The sequence below is a fragment of the Rhodococcus sp. 7Tela_A2 genome, assembly GCF_049311045.1.
GTDB lineage: Bacteria > Actinomycetota > Actinomycetes > Mycobacteriales > Mycobacteriaceae > Rhodococcus.
This window is the reverse complement of sequence record NZ_JAXION010000038.1, coordinates 25,205-37,077: the sequence shown is the minus strand read 5'-3', so window position 1 is coordinate 37,077 and position 11,873 is coordinate 25,205. Positions and strand designations below refer to the sequence as shown.

General features: G+C 66.6%; 13 protein-coding genes. 8 read left to right on the top strand and 5 right to left on the bottom strand.

The genetic code is table 11. The features are described from left to right. Nucleotides 1-60: 60 nt before the first annotated feature. Complete coding sequence (locus tag TVH25_RS09655) at nucleotides 61-651, bottom strand: type II toxin-antitoxin system PemK/MazF family toxin (protein ID WP_169620337.1); 591 nt, start codon at nucleotides 649-651, stop codon at nucleotides 61-63. Between the two features lie 95 nt (nucleotides 652-746). Here TVH25_RS09655 and lepA point away from each other — a divergent pair, with 95 nt between their 5' ends. Then, a complete protein-coding gene (lepA, locus tag TVH25_RS09650) occupies nucleotides 747-2,636 on the top strand; it encodes a translation elongation factor 4 (protein ID WP_296549240.1) in 1,890 nt (629 codons plus the stop codon). A gap of 41 nt (nucleotides 2,637-2,677) precedes the next feature. Beyond that, nucleotides 2,678-3,610 (top strand): NAD(P)H-dependent flavin oxidoreductase, encoded by a 933-nt coding sequence (locus TVH25_RS09645; RefSeq protein ID WP_422423962.1) that lies wholly within the window; start codon nucleotides 2,678-2,680, stop codon nucleotides 3,608-3,610. Nucleotides 3,611-3,635: 25 nt separating this feature from the next. Here TVH25_RS09645 and TVH25_RS09640 read toward each other — a convergent pair whose 3' ends face one another. Continuing rightward, nucleotides 3,636-5,573, bottom strand: a complete 1,938-nt coding sequence (locus TVH25_RS09640) for a glycoside hydrolase family 15 protein (RefSeq protein ID WP_169620335.1) — start codon at nucleotides 5,571-5,573, stop codon at nucleotides 3,636-3,638. Nucleotides 5,574-5,661: 88 nt separating this feature from the next. Here TVH25_RS09640 and TVH25_RS09635 point away from each other — a divergent pair, with 88 nt between their 5' ends. From TVH25_RS09635 to TVH25_RS09610, 6 genes are all read left to right on the top strand, one after another. Further along, nucleotides 5,662-5,868, top strand: a complete 207-nt coding sequence (locus TVH25_RS09635) for a hypothetical protein (protein ID WP_169620334.1) — start codon at nucleotides 5,662-5,664, stop codon at nucleotides 5,866-5,868. Between the two features lie 143 nt (nucleotides 5,869-6,011). Beyond that, nucleotides 6,012-6,104, top strand: a complete 93-nt coding sequence (locus TVH25_RS09630) for an Ms4533A family Cys-rich leader peptide (RefSeq protein ID WP_367113025.1) — start codon at nucleotides 6,012-6,014, stop codon at nucleotides 6,102-6,104. Between the two features lie 176 nt (nucleotides 6,105-6,280). Further along, the gene (locus tag TVH25_RS09625; protein WP_422423960.1) at nucleotides 6,281-7,309 is read left to right on the top strand and encodes a sulfate ABC transporter substrate-binding protein; all 1,029 of its coding nucleotides are present in this window, start codon (nucleotides 6,281-6,283) and stop codon (nucleotides 7,307-7,309) included. 90 nt (nucleotides 7,310-7,399) lie between these two features. After that, nucleotides 7,400-8,194, top strand: coding sequence for a sulfate ABC transporter permease subunit CysT (cysT, locus tag TVH25_RS09620; RefSeq protein ID WP_296549262.1), 795 nt, complete (start codon nucleotides 7,400-7,402; stop codon nucleotides 8,192-8,194). Continuing rightward, the gene (gene cysW / locus TVH25_RS09615) at nucleotides 8,191-9,000 is read left to right on the top strand and encodes a sulfate ABC transporter permease subunit CysW (protein WP_169620331.1); all 810 of its coding nucleotides are present in this window, start codon (nucleotides 8,191-8,193) and stop codon (nucleotides 8,998-9,000) included. Before cysT ends, cysW begins: the two co-directional genes overlap by 4 nt. Continuing rightward, nucleotides 8,997-10,001, top strand: a complete 1,005-nt coding sequence (locus TVH25_RS09610) for a sulfate/molybdate ABC transporter ATP-binding protein (RefSeq protein WP_169620330.1) — start codon at nucleotides 8,997-8,999, stop codon at nucleotides 9,999-10,001. Before cysW ends, TVH25_RS09610 begins: the two co-directional genes overlap by 4 nt. On the opposite strand, the gene TVH25_RS09605 is transcribed toward TVH25_RS09610, so the two are convergent. From TVH25_RS09605 to ppk2, 3 genes are all read right to left on the bottom strand, one after another. Beyond that, the gene (locus TVH25_RS09605) at nucleotides 9,994-10,491 is read right to left on the bottom strand and encodes a universal stress protein (protein ID WP_422423959.1); all 498 of its coding nucleotides are present in this window, start codon (nucleotides 10,489-10,491) and stop codon (nucleotides 9,994-9,996) included. The two genes, TVH25_RS09610 and TVH25_RS09605, sit on opposite strands and share 8 nt — an antisense overlap. Then, the gene (locus TVH25_RS09600) at nucleotides 10,442-10,882 is read right to left on the bottom strand and encodes a universal stress protein (RefSeq protein WP_422423958.1); all 441 of its coding nucleotides are present in this window, start codon (nucleotides 10,880-10,882) and stop codon (nucleotides 10,442-10,444) included. Before TVH25_RS09600 ends, TVH25_RS09605 begins: the two co-directional genes overlap by 50 nt. Before the next feature lie 84 nt (nucleotides 10,883-10,966). Then, nucleotides 10,967-11,857 carry a polyphosphate kinase 2 gene (ppk2, locus tag TVH25_RS09595; protein WP_169620328.1) on the bottom strand — a complete coding sequence of 297 codons (891 nt, stop codon included), beginning with the start codon at nucleotides 11,855-11,857 and terminating at the stop codon, nucleotides 10,967-10,969. Between the last annotated feature and the right edge of the window lie 16 nt (nucleotides 11,858-11,873).

The following is an 11,873-nucleotide window of genomic DNA, read 5'->3' as shown; positions in this document are numbered from 1 at the left end:
GGGGGGGGGGGGGCGCGGGGGGGGCCCTGGTGGCGTGCCGGTATCGCCGGTTGTGGGCGGTTACTGCCAGCTGTAGTCGGACCGGAGCCGGCTCGCGACCTGCTCGAACCGCGACCGCTCGAGGATCGCGCCCTCTCGGCGGATGCCGTCCTCGGGCACGTCGATCACGCGATCGAGCCGGATCCAGCTCGGCCGGCCCTCCGGGTCCCAGCGTCCCTTACCGATCCCGACCCAGTCCGGATGTCCGTCGCGGTCGCTGTTCGACGACAGCATCAGGCCCAGCAGCGTGTGGCCGTCGCGGCCCACGACGAGGACCGGCCGGTCCTTGCCCTGGCTCGCGTCCTCCTCGTAGGCAACCCAGGTCCAGACGATCTCACCGGGATCGGCACGGCCGTCCAGATCCGGGGAGTACGCGACTCGCCGGGCGCGCTGCGCCGTGGGAGCGCTGTGCGACGCCACCGGCCGTCCCGGTACCGGACCGCGGGTAGCCGCGGCCGTGCCGCCCGCGGCCGTTCCGGCGGCCGCGTTACCGATAGCGGTCCGAGCCTTGTCCAGCGCTCCGGATTGCTGCAGTTGCTTGTACAGTTTCGGGCCCTGCTGGGCCGCGAGGCGGCCCAGTTGCATGCCTAGTTTCTTCCATGTGCCAGCCACGAGGACCGAGCTTAGCGAGCCGGTGAGCACCGGGCTCGGTGAGCCGAGCCCCGGCCGGGGTCCCGAGCACGCGCAGGCTTGGATATTCTGCTGGTGTGACCGCGGTCTGCACGACCGTTGCCATCCCGAGTCAGGAGCACGACATCAGCACCTTCGCCGACACCACCTTCACGGACCCCGGGAAGATTCGGAACTTCTGCATCATCGCGCACATCGACCACGGCAAGTCGACGCTCGCGGACCGGATGCTGCAGCTCACCGGCGTCGTCGAGGAAAGGCAGATGCGCGCGCAGTACCTCGACCGCATGGACATCGAGCGCGAACGTGGCATCACGATCAAGGCGCAGAACGTCCGGCTTCCGTGGAAGTACGACGGCGAAGAGTACGTGATGCACCTGATCGACACGCCCGGCCACGTCGACTTCACCTACGAGGTGTCGCGAGCACTCGAGGCCTGTGAGGGTGCGGTGCTGCTGGTCGACGCGGCGCAGGGCATCGAAGCGCAGACGCTCGCGAACCTGTACCTCGCGCTCGACAAGGACCTGACGATCATTCCGGTCCTCAACAAGATCGATCTGCCCGCCGCGGATCCCGATCGCTACGCCGCCGAGATCGCGAACATCATCGGATGCGAGCCGTCGGACGTTCTCCGCGTGTCGGGCAAGACGGGCGAAGGCGTCCCGGCTCTGATCGACGAGGTGATCCGGAAGGTGCCGCCTCCCGTCGGTGATGCCGACGCGCCGGCGCGCGCCATGATCTTCGACTCCGTGTACGACACCTATCGTGGTGTCGTCACGTACGTGCGCGTGGTGGACGGCAGGATCGTGCCGCGCGAGAAGGTCAAGATGATGTCCACCGGCAGCACGCACGAACTGCTCGAGGTCGGCATCGTCTCGCCCGAGCCCAAGCCCACCCAGGGCCTCGGCGTCGGCGAGGTCGGGTACCTCATCACCGGCGTGAAGGACGTGCGTCAGTCGAAGGTCGGCGACACGGTGACGCTCGCGCGCAACGGCGCCACCGAACCGCTCACGGGATACCGCGAGCCGCGGCCCATGGTGTACTCGGGTCTCTACCCCGTCGACGGCTCGGACTACCCGGACCTGCGCGATGCGCTCGACAAGCTGCAACTCAACGACGCAGCGCTGACCTACGAGCCCGAGACGTCGGTCGCGCTCGGGTTCGGTTTCCGGTGTGGCTTCCTCGGTCTGCTGCACATGGAGATCACGAGAGAACGTCTCGAGCGCGAGTTCGGCCTCGATCTCATCTCCACCGCGCCGAACGTCGTCTACCGCGTGGTGCTCGAGGGCGGTCAGGAAACCATCGTCACCAACCCGTCGTACTGGCCCGAGGGCAAGGCCAGGGCGATCTACGAGCCGATCGTCAAGTGCACGATCATCTCGCCCAGCGAATTCATCGGCTCGATCATGGAGTTGTGCCAGTCCCGCCGCGGCGAGCTCGGTGGCATGGACTACCTCTCCGAGACCCGCGTCGAGTTGCGGTACACGCTGCCGATGGCGGAGATCATCTTCGACTTCTTCGATTCCCTGAAGTCGCGCACCCGCGGCTACGCCAGCCTCGATTACGAGGAGTCCGGCGAGCAGGAGTCGGCGTTGGTGAAAGTGGACATCTTGTTGCAGGGCGAAGCCGTCGATGCCTTCAGTGCGATCGTGCACAAGGACGCCGCGGCCGCGTACGGCAACAAGATGACCACCAAGCTGCGTGAGCTGATTCCGCGTCAGCAGTTCGAGGTGCCGATCCAGGCGGCGATCGGATCGAAAATCATTGCGCGCGAGAATATTCGGGCCATCCGTAAGGACGTGCTCGCGAAGTGCTACGGCGGTGACATCAGCCGTAAGCGCAAGCTGCTCGAGAAGCAGAAGGAAGGCAAGAAGCGCATGAAGACGATCGGTCGTGTCGAGGTGCCGCAGGAGGCATTCGTCGCGGCGCTCTCGTCCGACGCCGCGTCCGACAAGCCCAAGAAGTAGTTCCCGGAGTAGTTCTCGCGCGGCCCCACGAAGGAGAACCAGTGCTCGACACCTGGCTGACCCGGACACTCGGAATCTCCGTCCCGCTCGTGGGGGCGCCGATGGGCGGGCGCGCCGGGGGTGTGCTGGCGGGAGAGGTGACCAAAGCCGGCGGCCTCGGACTCATCGGAGCGGCCCGGTACAACACCCCCGAGTGGCTCGACGCCGAAGTGCGCGTCGCCCGCGACATCGGGGACGGGCCGGTCGGGTTCGGGTTGATGACGTGGTCGCTGGCCGACGACGATTCGCTGCTCGCTGCTGTACTGGCGCACCGCCCACAGGTGGTCGCGTTGTCGTTCGGCGATCCGGCCCCGTACGTCGACCGGGTCCGCGAGGCCGGTGCGCTGGTCCTCTCGCAGATCAACACGCTCGACGATCTCCGGGTCGTCGAGGCGGCGGGCGTGGACGCCGTTGTCGCCCAGGGACACGAGGCCGGCGGGCACACGGGCAGGGTCGGCACTCTGCCGCTGCTCCAGGAGGTTCTCGAGTCCACGTCGCTGCCGGTGCTCGCCGCGGGCGGAATCGCCACCGGACGGGGACTCGCCGCGGTTCTGGCAGCCGGGGCGCAGGGCGCGTTCGTCGGGACCGCGCTGCTGGCGAGCCCGGAAACGGTCGGCCCCGAGTACGCGCGCACGAAGGTCGTCGACGCCGGGAGCGCGGATACCGTCTACACCGACATCTTCGACAAGGCCCGGCATCAACCGTGGCCGTCACGGTGGGGTGGGCGCGCGCTGACGAATGCGTTCACCGCCCGCTTCCACGGCACAGTCGCCGACGAGGACGGCCTCGCCGAGGCGTACACCGGCGACGATCCCGATATCGGTGTGGTCTACGCGGGGGAGGCTGTCGGCTCGGTGCGGGAGGAGCGACCCGCGGGACAGGTCATCCGCGAGATCGCGGCGTCAGCGGAAGCGCTTCTGGCCCGTTTCCGCTGACGCGGGGCGGCGGGAACGACACCGGTCAGGTGATCGGGTGTCCCGGGCGGAATTCCCCCGTGTGGACTCTGCTCTCGGCGCGGATGACGTGCACCACCGCGTTGATCTGCGCCAGGTGCGTGAACGCCTGCGGGAAGTTGCCGAGATGCCGGCCGGATTCGGGATCGATCTCCTCCGCGTACAACTTCAACGGACTTGCGAACTCGAGCAGGCGATGGCAGAGCGCTGCGGCACGTTCGACTTCCCCGATCTCTACGAGTGCCGACACCAGCCAGAACGAGCAGATCGTGAAGGTTCCCTCTTTGCCCGAGAGTCCGTCGTCGGTGGTCTCGACGCGATAGCGCAGCACCAGTCCGTCTTCGGTCAGCTCGTCGGCCACGGCCAGTACCGTCGCGCGCACCCGGGGGTCGTCGGCGGGAAGGAAGCGCAGCAACGGGATCAGCAGGGTAGAGGCGTCGAGTGACGGGTCTCCGTATCGCTGTGTGAACACGCCTCTTTCGTCGACGCCGTGCTCGAGAATGTCCGCCTTGATCTCGTCGGCGGTCGCCGCCCACCGCCGCGCGTGGCTGTCCCGGCCGTGCAGGTCGGCAAGCTTCGCGCCGCGATCGAGAGCTACCCAGCACATCACCTTCGACGACGTGAAATGCTGGGGGTCGCCGCGCACTTCCCATATGCCCCGGTCCGGTTCGCGCCAATGAGCGGCAGCTTCCTCGACCTGCTGACGCAAGATCGGCCACAGCGATTCGGGGATCTGCCGCCGAGAACGCACGTGCAGGTACACGGAGTCGAGAAGAGTTCCCCAGATATCGTGCTGGCGTTGCTGATACGCGTCGTTTCCGATCCTGACCGGCTTGGCGCCGTCGTATCCGCTGAGGTGGTCGAGTGTCGACTCGGGAAGTGAGCTCTCGCCGCCCACCCCGTACATCACCTGCAATGTGCGGTCGCTCCCGTCGGCGTTCTGCGAGACGTCGAGGATGAACGAGAAGAAGTCGTCGGCTTCGCGGTCCAGCCCGAGTGTGTGCAGGCCCCACAGTGCGAACGTCGAGTCGCGAACCCAGGCGTAGCGGTAGTCCCAGTTCCGTTCTCCGCCAGGTGTTTCCGGAAGGGAAGTGGTCGGTGCCGCAAGCAGTGCGCCGGTGGGGGCGTAGGTCAGACCCTTGAGGATCACGGCGCTGCTCTGCAGATAGGTACGCCAGGGATGATCCGGGAAGCGCCCGGTGGTGATCCATTCCCGCCAGAAGTCCTGCGTGCTGGTCATCTTCGCGACCGCGTCGGCGAACGTCCGCGGCGGCGTCAGTTCCGACCACGACAGTGCGACGAACACCGAGTCACCCTTGTCGAGCCGGGTGCGGGCGCGTGCTTCACCACCCTCGATGCCGATCCGGAGGTTGGTGGTCAACCGCAACTGGGGTTGTTCGTCGGGTGCGCCGGCCCGCATCGCCGTCGCTTCCTCGTATACCTTTCCGGTGTACCGCCACTCGGCGCCGCACCGGTGGTAGTCGAAGGCGGGCTCGCACGACATGTCCAGTTCGACCGTGCCGTTGACGCAGCGAACGGTACGGAGCAGAACGTGCTCAGCCTGCCAGTCCGACGGGGTGCGCCGATGGGTGCGGGAGCGTTCGTCGACGTCGTACCAGGGCCCCATCACCAGCGCGTCGCGCACCACCATCCAGCCCGTGTCGGTCTGCCACGTCGTCTCGAGGACGAGCCCGCCGGGCAGATAACGGCGCGCCGCCGGAACGCTGCGGTTGTGCGGTGCGAGACGGAACCGGCCGGCACTGCGGTCGAGGACCGCGCCGAACACGCTGGGGGAGTCCGGGCGCGGCAGACACATCCATTCCACCGATCCGTCGCGCGCCATCAGGCACGTCGTCTCACAGTCGGACAGGAACGCGTAATCGTCGATCGGCGGATGCGGGCTGTCGTGCAGTGCGGCGACCCGGAGGCGGTGTGACGAAGCCATCCCCCCATGATCCCGCGAAGGGAGCTGTCCGGGGCGGCATTGCCGGGCTGCGTACGGAGGAGTTCCGGCAGCCACTAAGGTGAGGAGAGTGGATCGACTGGCATCGTGGTGGGACGGTTTCGAGCTGTGGCTCGCGGGACTGTCCTTTGTGCCGCAGTCGGCACTCGTACTCGTCGTACTGGTGCCGCTGTGCGGAGGCGTCGCCTGGCTGCTCGACCGCGTGATCGCCGGAGCGTTCGCGATGGTCGGACGCCGCGAACCCGTATCGCCCGCCCCGGACCCGGAGGATTGCTGACATGCCGCGCTCGCGTGTGACCCTGGCGCTGATCGCCCTGCTGCTGCTCGTCGTCATCGCCTGGTTACTGACCCGCTGACACCTGCTTCGTCGCCCGAAACGTCGGTTTCGGGAGCCCCACAGCCTCTGCTAGAGTCTGCCGAGTGACCGCGACCGCGCTACCTCGAATCCGCCATGAACTGGCGTTGATCGCTGTAGGTATGCCCTCGGTTGCCGATATCGACTGTTGTCGCTGACCCTGTTTCTCGACCCGGTCCCTCTTTTCGGCGGGGAGTCTTCTCGCTCCTGTCCGCCGCGCTCCCCTCACGGATGATTCCGTCGCCCTGACTCACCCCGGTTCGTGGTGTGCCGGGTGGCGTTGCCGTCGTCCGTTCGATCACCTCACCGAACAGCCCCTCAGGAGGCTTGTGTCATGAAGAAGCGCACCAGAGTTCTCGTTGCCGCAGTGGCGGCGGCCACCGTGACGGCACTGACCGCGTGCAGCGGCGGGTCGAGCGACACCGCAGGCGCCGAGGGTGGCGGCGACGGCTCCGCCGGCACGATCAACCTCTACGCCTACGCCGTGCCGAAGGTCGGATACGACCTGCTCATCGCTGCCTTCGAGGAAACCGAAGCGGGCACGGACGTCGCTTTCCAGCAGTCCTACGGAGCGTCGGGGGACCAGTCGCGGAAGGTGCGTGACGGGGCCGCGGCCGACTTCGTGAACTTCTCCGTCGAGCCCGATGTCACCCGCCTCGTCGAGGCCGGGCTCGTCGACGAAGCGTGGAACGAAAACGCTTACGGGGGTGTGCCGTTCGGCTCGGTCGTCACCATCGTGGTGCGTGAGGGAAACCCCAAGAACATCCGGGACTGGAACGATCTCCTGCGTCCCGACGTCGAGGTGATCACCCCCAATCCGTTCAGTTCGGGCTCCGCGAAATGGAATCTGCTGGCACCGTACGCGGCCCTCAGCAACGGTGGTGAAGACCCGCAGGCCGGGATCGACTACGTCACCGCCCTGGTCAACGATCACGTCAAGGTCCAGCCGAAGTCGGGGCGCGAGGCAACCGAGACGTTCCTGCAGGGGACCGGCGACGTTCTCCTGAGCTACGAGAACGAAGCCTTGTTCATCGAGCGCAACGGTGACCCCGTCGAACACGTCACTCCGCCTGTCACATTCAAGATCGAGAATCCTGCCGCGGTCCTGAAGAACTCGCCGAACGCCGAGAAGGCGCAGGCGTTCAACGACTTCCTCTACACCCCCGAAGGCCAGCGCCTGTGGGCCGAGGCCGGGTTCCGGCCCGTCGATCCTGCCGTGGCGGCAGAGTTCGCCGCGGACTTCCCGGAGCCGGAGAAGCTGTGGACCGTCGCCGATCTCGGCGGCTGGGACACGGTCAACGAAGAACTGTTCGCGGACGGTTCCGGCTCGATCGCGATCGTCTACGACAACGCCACGAAGTAGAGCGTCGTCTTGAGCATTTCCGAGCAGACTGCCGGTGCGGGAGCAACGCCTCCCGCGCCGGCGGCTCGTCGTCGCACACGCAGAGCACGGATCACCGGCACCGTCGGACCTCTCGGGATCGGCGTGGCCACGCTGTGGCTGAGCCTGATCGTCCTGTTGCCCCTCGCTGCGCTTGCCGCCCATTCGCTGTCGGACGGATTCGGTGGGTTCTGGAACGCGGTCACCGCTCCCGCTGCCCTCGCAACCCTGCGCGTGACCGTTGGCGTCTCGATCGTGGTCGCCGCGATCAACGCGGTGATGGGCACGATCGTCGCCTGGGTCCTCGTCCGCGACGAGTTTCCCGGTAAGAAGGTCGTCAACGCGCTGATCGACCTGCCGTTCGCCCTGCCGACGATCGTCGCGAGCATCGTGCTGCTCTCGCTGTACGGGCCGCAGAGTCCCATCGGGCTGCAACTGAACGCGACCCAGCCCGGCCTGGTGATCGCCCTGGCGTTCGTCACCCTGCCGTTCGTCGTCCGGGCCGTGCAGCCGGTGCTCATCGAGGTGGACCGGGAGGTGGAGGAGGCCGCCGCGTCGCTCGGGGCGAACAACTTCACGATCTTCCGCACCGTGGTCCTGCCGGTGCTGGCCCCGGCAATTCTCGGTGGTACCGGCCTGGCGTTCGCGCGTGCCATCGGTGAATACGGATCGATCGTGCTCATCGGCGGCAACATTCCGTATCAGACCCAGGTCGCTTCCCAGTACATCCAGCAGCAGATCGAGATCGACCGGCCCGTGAATGCCGCGGCCGTGTCCGTGGTGCTGCTGCTCATCGCCTTCGTCGCCCTCTTCGTGCTCCGCTGGGTCGCGAGCCGTGGCCTCCGCAGACAGGAGAACGACCGGTGAACGTGTCGCTTCCCGTCAAGATCTCGCTGCGCACGATCGCGCTCGGGTATCTGTTCGTCCTGTTGCTCGTGCCCATCGGCGTGATCCTGTACCGCACGTTCGAGAACGGAATCGGCGCCTTCGCCGAGTCGATCAGCACCCCGGCAGCGATCTCCGCCCTGAATCTTTCGCTGCTGATCGTCGCGATCGTCGTACCCGTCAACGTGGTGTTCGGCATCGTCGTGGCGCTCGCACTCGTCCGTGGCCGGTTTCCCGGCCGCCGCCTCCTGCAAGCCGTCGTCGACCTGCCGTTCGCCGTGTCGCCGATCGTGGTCGGTGTCGCACTGATCATGCTGTGGGGTGCCAACGGCTGGTTCGGTGCCGTCGAATCCCTCGGATTCAAGGTGATCTTCGGGCTCCCCGGCATGGTGATCGCCACGATCTTCGTGACCCTGCCGTTCGTGGTCCGCGAGGTCGAACCGGTGCTGTACGAGATCGGTGAGGAACAGGAACAGGCAGCCGCGACCCTCGGGGCCGATACCTGGCAGACGTTCTGGCGGATCACGCTGCCGGCCATCCGCTGGGGACTGACCTACGGAGTGGTGCTGACCGTTGCCCGCGCGCTCGGTGAGTTCGGTGCCGTCATCATGGTCTCGTCGGGCTTCCCCGGTGTTTCCCAGACCTTGACTCTGCTCGTGCATGCCCGCTACATCGACGACCACAACACCTTCGGCGCCTACAGCGCCGCGACCCTGCTCATGGCCATCGCGGTGATCGTCCTGCTGCTGATGACCCTGCTCGACCGCAAGAGGAGCACCGAAGAATGATCACCGTCACCGGGGCACGCAAGAATTACGGCAGCTTCGCGGCACTCGACGATGTCAGCCTCGACATCCCGTCGGGGTCGCTCACCGCGCTGCTCGGGCCGTCCGGGTCCGGGAAGTCGACGTTGCTGCGGTCCATCGCGGGTCTCGAGTCGCTGGACGGCGGCACCGTCCACATCGCGGGCGAGGACGTGACCACCGTGACGCCGCAGAAGCGCGATATCGGATTCGTCTTCCAGCACTACGCCGCGTTCAAGCACATGACGGTGCGGGAGAACGTCGCGTTCGGGCTGAAGATCCGCAAGCGGCCCAAGCCGGAGATCGAGAAGAAGGTCAACGAACTCCTCGAGATCGTGGGCCTGGGCGGTTTCCAGTCCCGCTACCCCGCGCAACTCTCGGGTGGTCAGCGCCAGCGCATGGCCCTGGCGCGAGCACTCGCGGTCGATCCCCGTGTGCTGCTTCTCGACGAGCCGTTCGGCGCACTCGACGCCAAGGTCCGCACCGACCTGCGGACCTGGTTGCGCCGTCTGCACGACGAAGTTCACGTCACCACGGTGCTGGTGACTCACGACCAGGAAGAAGCGCTCGACGTCGCCGACCGCATCGCGGTGATGAACCAGGGCCGCATCGAGCAGGTCGGAACCCCGGAAGAGTTGTACGACCGGCCGTCCAACACCTTCGTGATGTCGTTCCTCGGCACCGTGTCCAAGCTCAACGGCCAACTCGTACGACCTCACGACATCCGGCTCGGACGGCAGCCGGAACTCGCGCTGGCGCAGCACGAGGGAACGGCCGAGACACTGGGCATCACCCGCGCCACCGTCGAACGCGTCGTGCACCTCGGTTTCGAGGTGCGAGTGGAGTTGCGCAACGAGGCGACGGGCGAGCCGTTCTCGGCCCAGGTCACCCGCGGAGACGCGCACGCCCTCGGGTTGGCTGCGGGCGAGACCGTCTACGCCCGCGCCACGAGGGCGCCGCAACTGGACGCGGTCCCCGTCACCTAGTGCGGCAGATCGCCACCGGGCAGTAGCTGTGGTGGATGAGTCCCTGGCTGGTCGAGCCGAGTATCGCGGACGACTTCGCGCTGCGGCCGTGGCTGCCGACGACGAGCAGCTGTGCATCGGCCGAGTGCTGGAGCAGGACGATGTCGGGCTTGCCGCGCTCGACCCGGTGCTCGACCTGCACATCGGGAAATCGGGAAGCCCAGCCGGACATGGACTCCACCATTCCGGCCCTCTCGAACGTCGCGAAATCCGTCCAGTCCGTGAAGCGAGAATCTTCGCCGTACGTGATCGTGGACTGTTCCACCCAGGTGTGCACGGCGACGAGCGGTGCCTCCAGCGCCGCCGCGAGGATGTAGCTCTCCGCGATCGCGGAGGAGCTGAGTTCGGTGCCGTCGACCCCGACCACGATCGGACGTCCGTCCGGGGGCTGGAAACCGTTCTCACTCCGCCACGACACCACCGGACAGACCGCGTGGTTGGCGACGTACACGACATCGGACCTGCGGAACATGGACTGTAGTTCGCTGGTGGTGGTGTGCCCGAGCACGATCATCCGCGCCGACGCCGACAGGTCGGACAACGCGTTGGGGGGGGGGCCCGCCCCCCACCGGAATCTTCTCGATCGCCAACTCACCCAGGGGGATGCGCTCGCCTGTCGCCTGGCGTGCCGTCTCCGTGTCGAGGACCGCGGCCTCGGCGTCGTCGAGCACGGCGCGCGTGGGTTCGTCGTCGTCGCCGGGGCCCCCGGGATGGGCGTGGACGAGCCGGAGCGGTTCACCGAGCTTGCGTGCGATCGCGGCGGCCCACCTGGCCGCGTACATCGCGCTGTCGGACCCGTCGATCCCCACCACGATTCCCCCGGCCGGTGTTCCTGTGCTCATGGATCCTCGCTCCCTGTCTTCTTCAGTCTGGGGTAGGCCGCACGGTCGAGCAACGAATCTGCCGTATCGCGTCGGAACGGATACTCAGTCGCCGACGGCGTCCTTGCCTCGCTGCACGATGTTCGGATCGGCCGGAAAGACCACCTGGGTGTCCTTGTCGTCGTAATCGAACTGGTTCAGGAAAAAGCGCATCGCGTTGATCCGCGCGCGCTTCTTGTCGTTGGACTTGATCGTGGTCCACGGGGTGAGGTCGGTGTCGGTACGCAGGAACATCTCTTCCTTCGCCGCGGTGTACTCCTCCCAGCGTTCGAGCGACTCGAGGTCCATTTCGGAGAGCTTCCAGCGCCGCACCGGGTCGAGCTGACGAATCGCGAACCGCGTGCGCTGCTCGTCCCGCGTGACGGAGAACCAGAACTTCGTCAGCGAGATCCCGGAGTCGACGACCAATTGTTCGAACATCGGGACCTGCGTGACGAACTGTTCGTACTCCTCGTCGGTGCAGAATCCCATGACCCGTTCGACACCGGCGCGGTTGTACCAGGAGCGGTCGAACATCACGAGTTCTCCCGCGGTGGGGAAGTGCCTGACGTAGCGCTGGAAGTACCACTGCCCTTGCTCGCGGTCGGACGGCTTGTTCAGCGCGACCACCCGGGCGTGCCGGACATTGATGTATTCCTGGAAACGTTTGATCGTGCCGCCCTTGCCGGCGGCGTCACGGCCCTCGAAGACGATGACGTGCTTCGAGCCGTTCTCCTTCGACCATGCCTGGAACTTGAGCAGTTCGATCTGCAGCAGGTATTTCTCGACTTCGTAGGTCGCCCGATCCATACGCTCGTCGTACGGGTAGTTCTTGCGCCACGTGTTGACGGCTTTGCCCTCGATGTCGATCAGGTCGGGGTCTTCGCCGTGATCGTCGCGCACGGAGAATCCCTCGGTGCGGAGACGGTCGATGTAGCGGCGTAACTCGTTCTGCACGTGCGCTCCCTGAAGT

What these genes read in the sequence shown, in the direction of transcription:
- TVH25_RS09640 (WP_169620335.1), bottom strand. Translation starts at nt 5,573, where the DNA reads ATGGCTTCGTCACACCGCCTCCGGGTCGCCGCACTGCACGACAGCCCG.
- TVH25_RS09625 (WP_422423960.1), top strand. Translation starts at nt 6,281, where the DNA reads ATGAAGAAGCGCACCAGAGTTCTCGTTGCCGCAGTGGCGGCGGCCACC.
- TVH25_RS09610 (WP_169620330.1), top strand. Translation starts at nt 8,997, where the DNA reads ATGATCACCGTCACCGGGGCACGCAAGAATTACGGCAGCTTCGCGGCA.
- TVH25_RS09600 (WP_422423958.1), bottom strand. Translation starts at nt 10,882, where the DNA reads ATGAGCACAGGAACACCGGCCGGGGGAATCGTGGTGGGGATCGACGGG.